This is a genomic window from Nocardioides stalactiti (assembly GCF_014180715.1).
Taxonomy (GTDB): domain Bacteria; phylum Actinomycetota; class Actinomycetes; order Propionibacteriales; family Nocardioidaceae; genus Nocardioides; species Nocardioides stalactiti.
This window is the reverse complement of the sequence record NZ_JACEFC010000049.1, coordinates 16,021-30,053: the sequence shown is the minus strand read 5'-3', so window position 1 is coordinate 30,053 and position 14,033 is coordinate 16,021. Positions and strand designations below refer to the sequence as shown.

Below are 14,033 nucleotides of genomic sequence, written 5' to 3'. Positions count from 1 at the left end.
CCATCGCGGCCTCGCGAGCGCCCCGCCGCCGGGTCACGTCACCGCGCGCCCGGCGCCCGTCGACGCTCGGGGCGGGGTCGATCGGGGCCGGGGTGGTCGGCGTGGTCATGATCACAACTCTACGCACGACTGGACGTAAACGTCCATTCGGTCGTACTGTTGCCGAACTACACGACCGATCGAACGCAGACTTTCAGGAGCTCACCATGCCCGACACCACCGGCGTCACCCTCCGCAAGCGGGTCTACCTCGACGACCTCGACGGGTTCGGGATGCTGCACCACGCGCGCTATGCCCTGCTCTTCGACAACGCCGTCATCGACTACTGGGCCGACGCGGGCTGGGAGATCGACCCGGCGACCTCGGTCCTCGTCATCCGCGAGCTGTCGCTCACCTACCACCAGCCGGTGGTCGGCATCAGCGACGTCGACGTGCACTTCTGGGTCGAGCGGGCCGGGACGACGAGCGTCACCTACCGCTTCGAGGTGCTCTCGGCCGACCACAGCGTGGTGCACGCCGACGGACACCGGGTCGTCGTCTTCCTCGACGGCCAGACCCTGCGGCCGACGCCGATCCCCGACGAGATCTGGGACAAGGCAGCGCCGCTGCTGGCGCCGGGAGTCGAGCGGCGAGCGGCCTAGCGGACCCGGCGCAGGGTCCGCAGCAGGAGCCCGAGCGCCACGACCTGGAGGACGGCCACCACCCCGACCAGCACCGGGAGGTGGTGGACGACGAGGGCTCCGGCGAGCGCCCCACCGCCGAGGGCACCCATGCCCTGGACGGCCGCGAAGACGCCGTACGCCGAGGCCCGGCGGCGAGACGGGACGAGGTCGGCGACGTAGGCCTTGACCGTCGAGTCCTGTACCGCGGTGGCGATGCCCCAGACGACGACGCCGACGAGGACCACGGCCAGGGTGTCGGCGAACACCAGCAGCGGCACGGTCGCCACGAGCGGCGGGACCACGAGCAGGATCCGGCCGCCCCACCGGTCGAACAGGTCACCGGTCGCGAGAGCCGCGACCGCCTCGATCGCCATCGCGAGGGCATAGACCACGGGCACCACGGCGATCGCGACCAGTCCGTTGTCGACGAGCTGGAACGAGATGACGCCGAAGGTCATCAGCCCGGCGGTCGTCAGCGCGGCCGAGAGCGAGAAGAGGTGGAAGGAGCCAGGCAGGTCGAGGCCGAGGGCGCCGACACCGAAGCGGCGTGCCGCAGCGGTCGGCGACGCCTCCGGGGACGCGGTGGCGTCGGGTCCCTCGGCAGGCTCCTCGAGGTCCTCGGGATCCGGCTGGGCCACCGACGGCACCCGCCGCCGCAGCTGCGCGAGCAGCAGCATCGAGACCAGGCCCGGGATCGCCAGCAGCGCGAAGCCCGGCCACAGGACCCCGGTCAGGGCCGCCGCCCCGGCGAGGAGCAGCGGGCCGGCGAAGGCGCCCACCTGGTCCATCGCCTTGTGGACCCCGAAGCCCTTGCCCCGGCCCGTGGTCCGCGCCATCCGCGCGAGCAGCGCCGACTTCGACGGACTGCGGACCGCCTTGCCGGTCCGCTCGACCAGGATGAGCGTCGCCGCGACCGCGAGCCCGGCGCTCCCGAGGAACGGGGTGACGGCGAGCAGCGGCACGCTCACGGCGGTCATGCCGTAACCGACGACGGTGAGCCGCCAGTGCCGCTGGCTCCGGTCGGCCCAGGGACCGGTGACCAGGCGCAGCACGAGCGCGACCGCCTCGCCGGCGCCGGTGACGAGACCGACCGTCAGCGCCGAGGCACCGAGGGTCCCGAGCAGAGGTCCGGACAGGGCGCGCATGCCCTCGTAGACCATGTCGGCAGCCATGCTCACCAGGCCGAAGGCGACCACGGTCCGCCAGGGCGTCCAGGGCGCGCGGCCCCCGGGCCGCTCGGTCGTGGTGCTCACGTCGCGCGATCATCCCCTACAAGGAAAGCGACCCTTACCTGGCGGGCGTCAGGCATCACCGGGACGGTGAGCGACCGGAGTTCCGGACAGATGACCTGGAGTGCTGCTCTACTGGGCCTGTGTCCGACCTGACGATGAGGTTCGAGCGGGCGCCGTCCCGCGCCAGCGTCCACCTCGCGCGCGCCGCGCGGCTCACGCTCTACCCGGTCTCGACCGTGGTGCCGGCACCCGCCCTGGCCGTCGCGCCGCTGCGCGCCGCCCTCGAGGCCGCGTGCCGGGCCGGCGGCTTCGACCGGATCCCGCACGAGACCGTACGTTCCGGGTTCGGTGACCGCCAGGTGCGGGGCGAGTGGGTCGGCGGCGTCCCGGCGGCGGGCACCAAGATCGTCTACTACATCCACGGCAGCGCCTACGCCGTCTGCTCGCCGCGCACCCACCGTGGGCTGACCTACGCGCTGGGCCGCAAGACCGGCCGCGGCGTCTTCTCCCTCGACTACCGGATGGGACCGCGCTACCAGTTCCCGGCCGCCCACGAGGACGTCGTCAACGGNCCAGTTCCCGGCCGCCCACGAGGACGTCGTCAACGGCTACCTCTGGCTGCTCGAGCAGAGTTTCCGCGCGCAGGACATCGTCGTCGCCGGCGACTCGGCCGGCGGCCACCTCTCCCTGTCCCTGTGCGGCGAGCTGCGGCGGGCCGGGATGGCGATGCCGGCCGGCCTGGTCCTGCTCTCGCCCCTCGTCGACGCGTCCTTCGACTGCGCCGCCGCCGCTGCCCGTCGTACCAAGGACCCGACGGTGCACCCGCGGTTCGCACGTCGGGTGATCCGCCACCACCTGCGGACCGGCGATCGGCACGACCCGCGCTTCGACGTCTCCCGCGAGGCCGGGCCCGACCTGCCGCCGGTGCTCATCCAGGCCGGGGGCCGGGAGATGATGTCGGCCGACGCCGAGCTGTTCGCCCGCGTCCAGCGGGAGGCGGGCGGCCACTGCGAGCTCCAGGTCTGGCCGGGTCAGCTCCACGTCTTCCAGCTGTTCGGTCTCCCGGAGTCGCGCCGCGCGATGGCGGAGATCTATCGGTTCATCGACGAGGTCGACCGGTCCGCGGCCGTGTCCGACGCCGGCTGAGCCGGGCTCGGCTGCATCGCGCGACGCAGTGCCGGGAGCTGGAAGGTCTTCGGGGTCAGCTTCGAACCGAGCGCGGTGAGGCGCACCATCGCACCCGGCACGACGACCCGGCGGTTGCGCTCGAGGCTCGCGATCGCGATCTCGGCGACCGTCTCGGGCGGGACCGACATCGCCTGTGACACCGCCTGGGGCATGCCCCGGGTCGCCTGCTCGCCGGCCTCACCAGCATCCCCGGACCGCACCGGGCCGGGACAGAGAGCCGTCACCGAGACACCGCGCCCGGCGAGCTCGTGGTGCAGCGCCTCGGTGAAGGCGATCGTGTGCGCCTTCGCAGCGGCGTAGCCGGCGCTCCACGGCAGCGGCTGGAGTCCAGCGGTGGACGCCACGTTGAGGACGGCGCCGCCCCCGCGCTCCACCATGCCGGGCAGGATCCGGGAGGTGAGGTCGACCACGGCCTCGACGAGGACCCGCACCTGCGTGATCTCGTCGGCGGTGTCGATCCCGACGAAGTCCCCTCCGGTGGCACCGCCGGCGTTGTTGACCAGGACGGCGACCTGTCGTCCCCGGAACGCGATCCGCTCGAGCAGCCGGGCGCGGGCGTCGGGGTCGGCCAGGTCGCAGGCCATGACCTCGACGCCGACCCGGTGCTCGGCTCGGATCCGTGCAGCCAGCTCATCGAGCTGCTCGGTGCGCCGCGCGACGAGCGTCAGGTGGTGCGCGCGGGCGGCGAGCTGGTGCGCCAGCGCGGCGCCGATCGGCGTCGAGGCGCCGGTGACGAGCGCCGTCGTCAGGGGGCTGGGCCGGGGGATGGTCATGCGGGTTCCTCGCGCTGGGGGATCGCGACGAACTTACTACAGTAGTGTAGTAAATGGGTGGCCGTCGGCCGTGGCCTTGGTCACGCCGATGCGTCCGACGACGGCCAAGACTACGGCCGGATCACCGCGACCGCAGTGACCGAGGACACCCCTTGCACCGTCAGTCGGTGGCGCACTGCCCTGCGGCTGACTGCGCCTGCACCAGGAAGGTCAGCTGCTCCTCGACGTGGTCCAGCGGAACCACCGACCGGGCGGCCCGCGCGTGCAGCAGGGCGCCCTCGACCGCACTGACGACGAGGCTCGCCACGCCCTCGGCCGTACGACGCTCCAGGCCGGTGCGCTCGAGGCCGTCGCACAGCACCTCGACCCACCGATCGAGGGTCTCGGCCGCCGCCCGGACGGCCGGATCGTGGTCGGGCCCGGAGACGGCCGCGGCGACGATCGGGCAGCCGAGGCCGAAGTCGTGCTCCAGCAGCCCGCGCCGCGCGCGCTCGACGACCTGGTGGACGATCGCGACCGGGTCGTCCAGCTCGGCGGCGCGGGCCGCCCGGCCGACCACCACCTGGCCGGCCAGCCGGGTCGAGGCTGCGACCAGCTCGTCCTTGCCGCCCGGGAAGTGCTGGTAGATGGAGCCGCGCGCGGTACGGCTGTGCGCCAGCAGGTCGTTGAGTCCGGTGCCGGCCACGCCCCGCTGTCGCACCAGGGTGATCGCGCTGGCCAGGAGCCGCTCCCGCGGCCCGGCGGCATCGGGTGTCGCCATCGTCACCTCCACTAGACCGATCGATCCATCCATGCTCTCATAGACCGATCAGTCTATCGAGAGGAACAGGATGACCGCGCTCACCGAGATGTCAGGGCTGGAGCAGCTGAGGATGATGAGCGGCTTCTCCGCCGACGTGCCCTTCATCGGCAACCTCCTCGGCATGGAGCTCGTCGAGATCGAGCACGGCGAGGTCGCGTTCGCCCTCACCACCCGTCCCGACTTCGCCAACCCGATGGGCAACGTGCACGGCGGGATCTGCGCGACCCTCCTCGACTCGGTCATGGGGTGCGCCGTCCACACGACCCTGGAGCCCGGGGAGTCCTACGCCACGGTCGACATCACGGTGAACTACACCGGGTCGGTCTCGACGGCCGGCCAGCGGCTCACCGCCACCGGCCGCACGATCCATGTCGGCGGCCGGATCGCCACCGCGGAGGGCAAGGTCGTCGACGAGGACGGCCGCCTGGTCGCCCACGGCACCTCGACCTGCCTGGTGAACCGCCGATGAGGCTCCCCGAGGCGCTGTCGCGGCGCGTCATCGGGATCGCGAAGCGCCCGATGGTCGCGGCGATGGACGACAGCGCCCACACAGTGCTCGACCGGCCCGTCCGCACCGGAGGCTTCGACGAGCTCGCCGGCCACCACCACTGCCTGCTCGTCACCTACAAGCGCGACGGTTCGGCGGTGCCCGCACCGGTCTGGTTCGCCCGCGACGGCGAGCGGCTCTACGTCTGGACCGAGGTCAACGCCTACAAGGCCAAGCGTCTCCGGCGCGACCCCCGCGCGCTGATCGCGCCCTGCACCGTCACCGGCAAACCCCTCGGCGACCCCGTCGCCGCCACCGGCCGCGTGCTGGCCGACGAGGCGGAGCGGGTCCGGGCGGCCCGGACCATCCGGTCGCAGTGGACCCTCGGGCAGCGCCTCTTCGAACGGCTCAGCCGACCGCTCACCGAGGTGCACTACCTCGAGCTCGTGCCTGCCTGAACGCCGCCAGGTCGAGTCGGAAACCCGGCGCAGCAGGCGTGGGCTCGAGAGCCACGCCCTAGATCTCGCCGAGGATCCGGGCCCGGGTGGCGTCGTACTCCTCGCGCGCGATGAGGTCCTTCTGGAGCAGGTCGTCGAGCTCGGCGAGGCGCTCCGCGCGCGGGCGCGGGTCGCCGGCCACCGGGGGCGCGAACGCCGCGACGAGGGGCGCCGTCGCGATGCCGGGGCGCGCGGCGTCCCAGTCGAACTCCCACTCCAGGGACTCGGGGTCCACGAGCACCGGCATCGGACCGCTGTAGAGCAGCGGCAGCCGGAAGTCCGCGATGACCGTCTGGGACTGGGCCTCGAACGTCGCGAGGTCCTCGCCGGAGATCCGGACGTGCACGGAGAGCAGCGGCTCGTCGTTGATCCGGATCCCCGTCTGCTCGAGGTTCACGATCTCGGCGTAGCCGCGCTTGCCGGTCCGCCGCAGACGGTAGGTCCGGTGCTGCGACCTCGTCCGGGCAGCGGCGATCCCGAAGCCGAGGACGACGTCGAGGATCGTCACCCCGAGCCCGGTCCACAGCATCCAGCCGACCTCTTCCTGGAACGAGCCCAGGGCGAAGTAGAAGAACAGGAAGATCGGCCCGACGATGCCGCACAGCAGCACGAACGGCAGGGTCGTGGCCAGGTTGCGCAGGAACGACGGCGGACGTTCCTCGGCGCGCCCCTCGGGCCGCTCCTCTGGTCGTCCGGCAGGAGAGCTCACGCGCGGGAGCGTAGTCCGTCGGGCACGACGTCGCTTCAGTTCTCCCAGACGAAGCCGTCGGGGTCGGTGAACGACCCGACCCCGCTCCCGATCACCAGGCGGTGCGAGCCGGTGCCGTCGACGGGGACGCCGGCGTCCTTGGCAGCGGCCTTGCGGCCGTAGAGCGCCAGCTTGACCTTGCTCGCGGGGCTGGCGAACTCGACGTACTTGCGGCCGAAGCTCTTGGCGACCTCCAGGCCCTGCTCGACGTAGAACCGCTTGCTCGCGGCGACGTCGGCGGCGCCGAGCAGGAGGACGACCTCCTCGACCGAGCGATCGGTCGGGTCGGTGTCCTTCTTCGCCGAGGTGGCGATCTTCCAGATCGTCCCGTCGGGCGCCTGGACCACGCCGCCGACGCCCCAGAAGGACTTCGCGGTCGGCTTGAGGGTGGTCGCTCCCGCCGCGACCGCGGCGTCGACGAGCGCACGCACGGTGCTCGGCTGGGACACGACGAGGGAGATGGAGAAGCCGCGGAAGCCCGACGTGGGGTCCTCGGCACGACGGACACGCACGGGCGAGTGCTCGCCGAACGCGGCAGCGTAGAAGGTCTGGGCCGCCTGCGGGTCGGCCACTTCGAGGGTGAGGGTGTCGATGGAGCTCATGTCCCCGACGCTAGGCGCGGGGCACGGACCGACGCTTCTTGATTCCTGCTCGATCAGCCGGGTGACGGCGCCTGAGGTCGATCCGCGCCCCGCGGTGCGGCGCGTTGATGATGCCGCGCGGCTGGAGCCGGTCCGGCGCGCCGTCCGCGGGCGCGACGTCGTACCGGGTGAGCACCTCGCGCAGGATCTCGACCGACTCCATCAGCGAGAAGGTCGCGCCGATGCAGCGCCGCGCGCCCCCGCCGAAGGGGATCCACGTGTTCGGGGGCGGCGAGGTGTCGAGGAATCGCTCGGGACGGAAGTCGAGCGGGTCGTCGTGGTGTCCAGGGTGCACCCCCATCAGCCCGAGCGCCGGGGACACCACCACCCCGGCCGGGAGGTCGTAGCCGGCGATGGTGACCGGCTCGGTGAGCGTGCGCGTGGCCTGGAAGATCACCGGCCGCAGCCGCATCGCCTCCTTCACGACGGCCTCGAGGTAGGCGTCGCCGTCGGGGCCGCTCCGCGCCGCCCGCACCGCGGCCTCCTGGACCTCGGGCCGGTGGGCGATCTCGTGCAGGGTCCAGCCGAGCGTGGTCGCCGTGGTCTCGTGCCCCGCGAGCAGGAACGTGACCAGCTGGTCGCGGAGCTCGGCGTCGGTCAGGGCGTCGTCCCCCTCGCGGCTGCGGAGCAGTCGGGACAGCAGGTCCTCGCGGCCGGCCAGGCCCGGGTCTTCGCGCCGGTCGGCGATCTCGGCGTAGATCAGCTCGTCCAGCCGGCGCTGCTTGGCCAGGAACCCCGCCCAGGGCGGCAGCTTCTGGAGCCGGCGGTAGCGCCACGCGAACATCTGGAGCAGGCCGACGTTGGCGATGGCCTTCACCAACGGGCGCATCTCCTCGAGCCGTCGCCCGTCGGTGATCCCGAAGATCACCCGCAGGATGATCTCGAGGGTGATCGCCTGCATCCGGTCCACCGCGACGACCCGCCCCTCGTCCGGCCAGCGGCCGACCTCGGCGCGGGCGAGGTCGGCGACCAGACCGCGGTAGCCCTCGATGGCGCGCCCCGTGAACGCCGGCATCAGCAGCCGCTTCGCCCGTACGTGGTCCTCGTCGTCCAGGAGGAGCAGGGAGTGCGCGCCCATGACGTCGAGCAGGCTGACGTTGCCCTCGCCTGCGTGGAAGACACCCGTCGGCCCGGCGAAGACCTCGCGGATGTGGACGGGGTCGGCCAGGATCACGACGGTGACCATCGAGCCGCTCGGCCCGTAGGGCATCCGCACCGAGAACACGTCGCCGTGCTTGCGGTGCAGCGCACCCATCACCCGCGGCCGGTACTGCATGACCACGACGGCCTGCAGGAGGTCGGGCCACGACGGTCCGGGCGGAAGTGCGGAGCTCACTAACCCAGTGTGCTCGGGAGCTTGCAGACGCCGTCGATGCCGAGCACGTGGTTGAGGCGCCCGAACGCGAGCCACGACCCGATGCACATGCTGATCTCGACGATCTCTGCGTCCGAGTAGGCGGCCTTCATGCGCCCCCAGAAGTCCTCGTCGAGGCCGTGGTGGTCCACCGCGTAGCGCTCGGCGTACTCGGCCGCGAGCCGGGTCCGCTCGTCGAACGCGTCGGTGGTGCGCCACTGCTCGACGGCGTCGATGAAGGTCGGCTCGACCTTCTCGCCGTCCCGATCGGTGCGCCAGTCGAGGCAGAAGATGCACCCGTTGATCTGGGCGATCCGGAGCCGGGCCGCCTCGAACTCACGCAGGCCCAGGGTGGTGTGGGCGTAGACCGCCAGGGAGAGGCCGGACGCCGCGCCGCCGATCTTGGGGACGATCTCGCCCCAGACGTAGCCGATCGGGTCCTTGTCCTCGGGGATGTCGATCCGCAGGTTCATGCCGTCACCGCCTCGCGGGCAGCGGCACCGAGGCGACCGGTGAGCGGCCGGAGCGGCACGTCGAAGGCGTCGTAGACGCCGGGGCCGGCCTCGGCCAACCAGTCGATCGCGTTGACCAGGCGGCCGACGGCCGTCGCGTTGCCGCCCGCTGCCGGGTTGCCGCCCTCGTCGGTCGCCTCGAGGGTGACCTCGATCCGCGGACGGCCCTCGATGATGACGCGGTGCGCGCCCACGCCGTTGGGTGCCTGCGGCCAGTGCGGCGCCGCGGACGGATGGATCCGGGTGACGTGCTCGATCACGATGCGCGGCTCACCTCCGACGATGCCCTGCACCTCGAACCGCACACCACCCTGGGTGCCGGCGTCGAAGTCGCCCATCGCCTCGGTGGTCACGGTCGCGGCCAGCGCGTCCCGTACGACGGACTCGCGGATCTCCTCGACCTCCACGCCGAGGGCGCGGGCGATCATCCGCACCTGGCCTCCCCACACCATCGTCGGGACGGTCGGCGCCGTCATCAGCGGCTCGTAGTCCATCGGCTGGCCCATCCCGACCAGGTAGCGAACCGAGTCCTCGGCGTCGTACGTCGAGTAGTCGAAGATCTCCTGGCACCGGACCTCGTCGATCGCCGTACCGACACCGGTGAGGAGGGCGGGGAGGATGTCGTTGCCCCAGCCCGGGTCGACGCCGTTGCCGAAGAACGCGCCGCCGCCCGCTGCGACCGCGGCGTTGAGCGGCTCCATCATCTCGGCCGGCGCGTTGCGCGGGTCGTAGAGCGGGTAGAGCGACGGGGTCACGACGATGCAGCCGGCTCCGACCGCCTTGAGCACGTCGGCGAACGCCTCCGCATCGCGGCCGTCCCCGGTCACGGCGTAGACGAGCGCCTGCGGCCTCGCGGCCAGGACGCCGTCGAGGTCATCGGTCGCGGCGACGCCGGTCGGCGTCCCGAGGTCGGCGAGGTCACCCGCGTCCTGGCCGACCTTCGCGGGGTCGCGGACCACGACCGCCGTGAGCTCGAGGGAGGGGTGGGCGTGCACGGCACGGATGGCGGCACGGCCGACGTTGCCCGTGCCCCAGACGACGGTGGAGATCATGCCGAGAAGTAGAACATGTTCTATTTCTCGGCGCCAGCGTTTCCCTTCAGCAGGCGATGGGAGCCAGGGCCGACGCCAGGGCCCGGAGCGCGTCCGGGGCGACGCGGTAATAGGCCCACTTGCCCCGCTGCTCACGGGTCGCGAGACCGGCCTCGACGAGGAGCCGCATGTGGTGGGAGACCGTCGGCTGGCTGAGCCCGACCGGCTCGGTCATGTCGCAGATGCAGGCCTCGCCCTGCTCGGCAGCAGCGATGAGCGAGAGCAGCTTGACCCGGGTCGGGTCGCCCAGCGCCTTGAACATCCGGGCCAGCGTCTCGGCCGCCTCGTCGCTGACGACGCCACCGATGACGGGCGAGCAGCAGGCCGCCAGGTCGTCGGGCTGGATCATCGGGAGCGCGGAGGGCATGGCGACATTCTGCCTCATCCATTGACATTTGTCGATGCGTCCTGCAAGGTCATCCCATCGATGAACTTCTATGCGAGGATGGAACAATGAACGCACTGCCCGTCGTGGTGATCGGAGCCGGCCCCCAGGGGCTGGCCGCGGCCGCCCACCTGCTGGAGCGCGGACTGGAGCCCCTGGTGCTCGAGACCGGCACCGGTCCGGCGGCGGCTGTCGCCGAGTGGGGCCACGTCCGACTCTTCTCGGCCTGGCCCGAGCTGGTCGACTCCGCCTCAGCCCGGCTGCTGGCCCCGACCGGGTGGGTCGCCCCGACCGGCGGCTACCCGACCGGCGCGGAGTGGATCGAGCACTACCTCGCTCCGCTCGCCGCCGAGCTCGGCGACCGGGTCCGGTACGACGCCCGGGTCACCGGGGTCTCCCGCAAGGGCCGCGACCGCCTGGTCGACGCCGACCGGGCCGAGCAGCCGTTCACCGTGCACGTCGTCGACAGTGCAGGTCACGAGCAACGGCTCGAGGCGCGGGCGGTCATCGACGCGTCCGGGACGTGGCGGCGCCCCAACCCGGCGGGGGCCGACGGGATCCCCGCCCTCGGCGAACGACAGGCGGCCGACCTGCTCACCTCGCAGGTGCCGAACCGCGCCGAGCCGGAGCGGTTCGCCGGACGGCACACCGTCGTGGTCGGCGCCGGAGACTCGGCGTTCAACGCGATCCACGAGCTCGTCGAGATCGCTCGCACCCATCCCGACACCCGTGTGACCTGGGCGATCCGCCGGGTCGTCGGGTCGACCACGTTCGGCGGCGGCGCTGCCGACGAGCTCCCCGAGCGCGGCGCCCTCGGGCAGCGCGCGCGGCAGGCGGTCGAGTCCGGCTCCGTCGATCTCGTGACCGGCTTCCGCACCGCGGAGGTCCGGGGCGACGACGGCCGTGCGGTCCTCGTCGGCGAGGACGGTCGTTCACTGCCGCCGGCCGACACGGTCGTCGTGCTCACCGGCTTCCGTCCCGACCTCACCTTCCTCAGCGAGGTGCGGCTCGACCTCGACCCGACGCTGGAGGCGCCGCGCCGGATCGCTGCGGAGATCGACCCCAACATCCACTCCTGCGGCTCGGTCCAGGCGACCGGTGCGGCCGACCTCGCCCAGCCCGAGCCCGACCTCTACCTGGTGGGGATGAAGTCCTACGGGCGGGCGCCGACGTTCCTCGCGCTCACCGGCTACGAGCAGGTCCGCAGCGTCGTCGCCCAGCTCGCCGGCGACCACGAGGCAGCGGCCCGGGTCGAGCTGGTGCCCCCGGACACCGGCGTCTGCGGCGGCGCGGGCGTGTTCGACGACCCCGAGAGCGCCGGCGGCGGGTGCTGCGGTCCGGCGCCGGACCTCCTGGAGATCGGGAGGACCCCTGTCCAGCTCTGACGCGCCGGCCGCCGACCTCGTCGGGATCACCGGAGAGACGACACCCGACCCGCGGGCGCGCAGCGTCCTCGTCGCCCTGTGCGTCACCGTCACCGTCAGCTACGGCGTCCTCTACTACGCCTTCACCGTCCTCGCGCCGGCGATCGTCGACGACACGGGATGGTCGGCGACCGCGGTCACCGCGGCGTTCTCCGCCGGGAGCCTCTTCGGCGCGCTGGCGGGGGTCGTCGCCGGCCGGGCCCTGCAGCGCAGCGGCCCGCGGTGGGTGATGACCGCGGGCAGCGTGCTCGGGGCCGGTGCCCTCGCGCTGGTCGGGCTCGCGCCGTCGTACCCGGTCTTCGTGCTGGCGTGGCTGGTGGCGGGGGCGGCCAGCGCCGGCACGTTCTACCCGCCCGCGTTCGTCGCCCTCACCCACTGGTTCGGGTCAGGACGGGTCCGGGCGATCACCACGCTCACCCTGGTGGCCGGCTTCGCCTCGACCGTGTTCGCGCCGCTCACCGCCTTCCTCGGCGACGAGCTCGGGTGGCGCGGCACCTACCTGGTGCTGGCCGGGGTGATGCTCGTCGTGACCACGCCGACCCACGCCCTCGCGCTCCGCCTCACCTGGCACGCGACGCCGACCACCCACGAGCACGTCGTCCGCGACCGCGCCGTGCTGACCAGCAGGACCTTCCTCCAGCTCGGCGCCGCGGGTGCCCTGGCGGCCCTGGCGATGTACACCTCGCTGGTCCACCTGGTCCCGCTGCTCACCGAGCAGGGCATGTCCGTCCAGCTCGCGGCCTGGGCGCTCGGTCTCAGCGGCGCCGGGCAGGTCCTCGGGCGGGTGCTCTATCCCGCCCTCGACCGGATCCTGGCGCCGAACCCGCGCGCCGCCCTGATCCTGGCCGTCCTCGCCGCGACGCTCGTCGTGCTCGCAGTGGTGCCCGGACCAGCGACGTTCCTCATCGCCGTCGCGGTCGTCAGCGGTGCGGCTCGCGGGCTGTTCACGCTCGTCGGTGCCACCATCGTGAGCGACCACTGGGGCACCGATCGGTACGCCGTCCTCAACGGGATCTTCCAGGCTCCCGCCGGGATCGCCGCCGCACTCTCGCCCGCTTTCGGGGCGGCGGTGGCCGCCGCGACCGGCGGGCATGGTGGGCTGTTCGCCGTGCTCGCCGTGATCGCCCTCGTCAGTGCCGCCCTCGCCGCGACCGCAGGAGGTGACCGATGACCCCGCTCGCACGCCGGGCGCTGGCCGAGCTGCTCGGTACGGCGTTCCTCGTCGCGGCCGTGATCGGCTCCGGGATCGCCGCGTCCCGGCTGTCCCCCGACGACGTCGGTCTCCAGCTGCTGGAGAACAGCATCGCCACCGGCGCCGCGCTGGTCGCCCTCATCATCGCGTTCCAGCCGGTCTCGGCGTCGTTCAACCCGGTCGTGACCCTGGTCGAGCGGGCGCTCGGCCGGATCGGCACCGTCGACACCGCGGTGCTCATCGTCGCCCAGGTGGTCGGGGGCGGCCTCGGTGCCGTCGTCGCGAACCTGATGTTCGACCTCGACGCGGTGTCGGTGTCGACCACCGAGCGGACCGGCGGCGACCTCCTGCTCGGTGAGGTGGTCGCGACGCTCGGGCTGGTGCTCGTCGTCTTCGGCGCGCTCCGCTCGGAGCGGATCGAGACGGTCGCGTTCGCCGTCGGCGGCTACATCGCCGCGGCGTACTGGTTCACCAGCTCCACCAGCTTCGCCAACCCCGCGGTCACCCTGGCCCGCACCCTGTCCGACACCTTCGCCGGCATCGCGCCGTCATCGGTCCTGCTCTTCGTCCTCATGCAGCTGGTCGGGGGCGCACTCGGCGCCGTCGTCGTCCGGCTGCTGCACCCTTCCCCCTCCCAGGAGACACCGTGACCCCCACCGTCCTGTTCGTCTGCGTCCACAACGCCGGTCGCTCCCAGATGGCTGCCGGCTTCCTCCAGCACCTCGCCGGCGACCGCGTCGAGGTCCTCTCGGCCGGATCGCAACCGAAGAACGAGATCAACCCGGTCGCGGTCGACGCGATGGCCGAGGTCGGCGTCGACATCGCGTCCGCCCAACCCAAGGTCCTCACCGACACCGCCGTGCAGCAGGCCGACGTCGTCATCACGATGGGCTGCGGCGACGCCTGCCCGTTCTACCCCGGCAAGCGCTACGAGGACTGGGCCCTCGACGACCCCGCCGGCCAGGGCATCGAGGCCGTCCGGCCGATCCGCGACGAGATCCGCCGCCGCGTCGAGGACCTGATCGCCGGCCTCGGGGTCTGACCT

16 protein-coding genes and 2 pseudogenes are annotated in these 14,033 nt (G+C 72.6%); 9 read left to right on the top strand and 9 right to left on the bottom strand.

The features are described 5' to 3' along the window. Window positions 1-206: 206 nt before the first annotated feature. Window positions 207-641 (top strand): acyl-CoA thioesterase, encoded by a 435-nt coding sequence (locus H0487_RS11670; protein WP_183094403.1) that lies wholly within the window; start codon window positions 207-209, stop codon window positions 639-641. On the opposite strand, the gene H0487_RS11665 is transcribed toward H0487_RS11670, so the two are convergent. Next, window positions 638-1,915: an MFS transporter gene (locus H0487_RS11665; protein ID WP_312855913.1), complete on the bottom strand. Its 1,278-nt coding sequence runs from the start codon at window positions 1,913-1,915 to the stop codon at window positions 638-640. The genes H0487_RS11670 and H0487_RS11665 overlap by 4 nt on opposite strands. A gap of 134 nt (window positions 1,916-2,049) precedes the next feature. Between H0487_RS11665 and H0487_RS24460 the strand changes: the two are divergent. Further along, a pseudogene (locus tag H0487_RS24460) lies at window positions 2,050-2,451 on the top strand (alpha/beta hydrolase fold domain-containing protein); the annotation flags it as partial. 19 nt (window positions 2,452-2,470) lie between these two features. Further along, window positions 2,471-3,040: pseudogene (locus H0487_RS11655) on the top strand (alpha/beta hydrolase fold domain-containing protein); the annotation flags it as partial. On the opposite strand, the gene H0487_RS11650 reads toward H0487_RS11655, so the two are convergent. Together H0487_RS11650 and H0487_RS11645 are read right to left on the bottom strand one after the other, a co-directional pair. Further along, window positions 2,986-3,855, bottom strand: a complete 870-nt coding sequence (locus H0487_RS11650; protein ID WP_183094402.1) for an SDR family NAD(P)-dependent oxidoreductase — start codon at window positions 3,853-3,855, stop codon at window positions 2,986-2,988. The pseudogene H0487_RS11655 and the gene H0487_RS11650 sit on opposite strands and share 55 nt — an antisense overlap. Before the next feature lie 160 nt (window positions 3,856-4,015). Beyond that, on the bottom strand, window positions 4,016-4,615 hold the full coding sequence (locus H0487_RS11645) for a TetR/AcrR family transcriptional regulator (protein ID WP_183094401.1): 600 nt from the start codon (window positions 4,613-4,615) through the stop codon (window positions 4,016-4,018). A gap of 70 nt (window positions 4,616-4,685) precedes the next feature. Between H0487_RS11645 and H0487_RS11640 the strand changes: the two genes are divergently transcribed. Both H0487_RS11640 and H0487_RS11635 read left to right on the top strand, forming a co-directional pair. After that, window positions 4,686-5,126 carry a PaaI family thioesterase gene (locus tag H0487_RS11640; protein ID WP_183094400.1) on the top strand — a complete coding sequence of 147 codons (441 nt, stop codon included), beginning with the start codon at window positions 4,686-4,688 and terminating at the stop codon, window positions 5,124-5,126. Further along, window positions 5,123-5,602 (top strand): PPOX class F420-dependent oxidoreductase, encoded by a 480-nt coding sequence (locus tag H0487_RS11635; protein ID WP_220793331.1) that lies wholly within the window; start codon window positions 5,123-5,125, stop codon window positions 5,600-5,602. The genes H0487_RS11640 and H0487_RS11635 overlap by 4 nt, the downstream gene beginning before the upstream one ends. 58 nt (window positions 5,603-5,660) lie before the next feature. Here H0487_RS11635 and H0487_RS11630 read toward each other — a convergent pair whose 3' ends face one another. From H0487_RS11630 to H0487_RS11605, 6 genes are read right to left on the bottom strand one after another with little or no spacing between them, the layout of a single operon-like run. Beyond that, complete coding sequence (locus tag H0487_RS11630; protein WP_183094399.1) at window positions 5,661-6,350, bottom strand: SHOCT domain-containing protein; 690 nt, start codon at window positions 6,348-6,350, stop codon at window positions 5,661-5,663. A gap of 35 nt (window positions 6,351-6,385) precedes the next feature. After that, window positions 6,386-6,991 (bottom strand): VOC family protein, encoded by a 606-nt coding sequence (locus H0487_RS11625; protein ID WP_183094398.1) that lies wholly within the window; start codon window positions 6,989-6,991, stop codon window positions 6,386-6,388. 10 nt (window positions 6,992-7,001) lie between these two features. Continuing rightward, the gene (locus H0487_RS11620) at window positions 7,002-8,366 is read right to left on the bottom strand and encodes a cytochrome P450 (protein ID WP_183094397.1); all 1,365 of its coding nucleotides are present in this window, start codon (window positions 8,364-8,366) and stop codon (window positions 7,002-7,004) included. After that, entirely contained in the window at window positions 8,366-8,857 is a 492-nt protein-coding gene (locus H0487_RS11615; protein WP_246383415.1) for a carboxymuconolactone decarboxylase family protein, read from the bottom strand. The genes H0487_RS11620 and H0487_RS11615 overlap by 1 nt, the downstream gene beginning before the upstream one ends. Beyond that, a complete protein-coding gene (locus tag H0487_RS11610; protein ID WP_183094396.1) occupies window positions 8,854-9,948 on the bottom strand; it encodes an NAD(P)H-dependent amine dehydrogenase family protein in 1,095 nt (364 codons plus the stop codon). The genes H0487_RS11615 and H0487_RS11610 overlap by 4 nt, the downstream gene beginning before the upstream one ends. A 46-nt stretch (window positions 9,949-9,994) precedes the next feature. Continuing rightward, window positions 9,995-10,354 carry an ArsR/SmtB family transcription factor gene (locus H0487_RS11605; RefSeq protein ID WP_183094395.1) on the bottom strand — a complete coding sequence of 120 codons (360 nt, stop codon included), beginning with the start codon at window positions 10,352-10,354 and terminating at the stop codon, window positions 9,995-9,997. A gap of 86 nt (window positions 10,355-10,440) precedes the next feature. Between H0487_RS11605 and H0487_RS11600 the strand changes: the two genes are divergently transcribed. The 4 genes from H0487_RS11600 to H0487_RS11585 are packed head-to-tail and all read left to right on the top strand — an operon-like array spanning window position 10,441 to window position 14,030. Next, complete coding sequence (locus H0487_RS11600; RefSeq protein ID WP_183094394.1) at window positions 10,441-11,757, top strand: NAD(P)-binding domain-containing protein; 1,317 nt, start codon at window positions 10,441-10,443, stop codon at window positions 11,755-11,757. 25 nt (window positions 11,758-11,782) lie between these two features. Then, complete coding sequence (locus H0487_RS11595) at window positions 11,783-12,967, top strand: MFS transporter (RefSeq protein ID WP_376766677.1); 1,185 nt, start codon at window positions 11,783-11,785, stop codon at window positions 12,965-12,967. After that, a complete protein-coding gene (locus tag H0487_RS11590) occupies window positions 12,964-13,638 on the top strand; it encodes an aquaporin (protein ID WP_183094393.1) in 675 nt (224 codons plus the stop codon). The genes H0487_RS11595 and H0487_RS11590 overlap by 4 nt, the downstream gene beginning before the upstream one ends. Then, window positions 13,635-14,030: an arsenate reductase ArsC gene (locus H0487_RS11585; RefSeq protein WP_312855912.1), complete on the top strand. Its 396-nt coding sequence runs from the start codon at window positions 13,635-13,637 to the stop codon at window positions 14,028-14,030. The genes H0487_RS11590 and H0487_RS11585 overlap by 4 nt, the downstream gene beginning before the upstream one ends. Window positions 14,031-14,033: the final 3 nt, after the last annotated feature.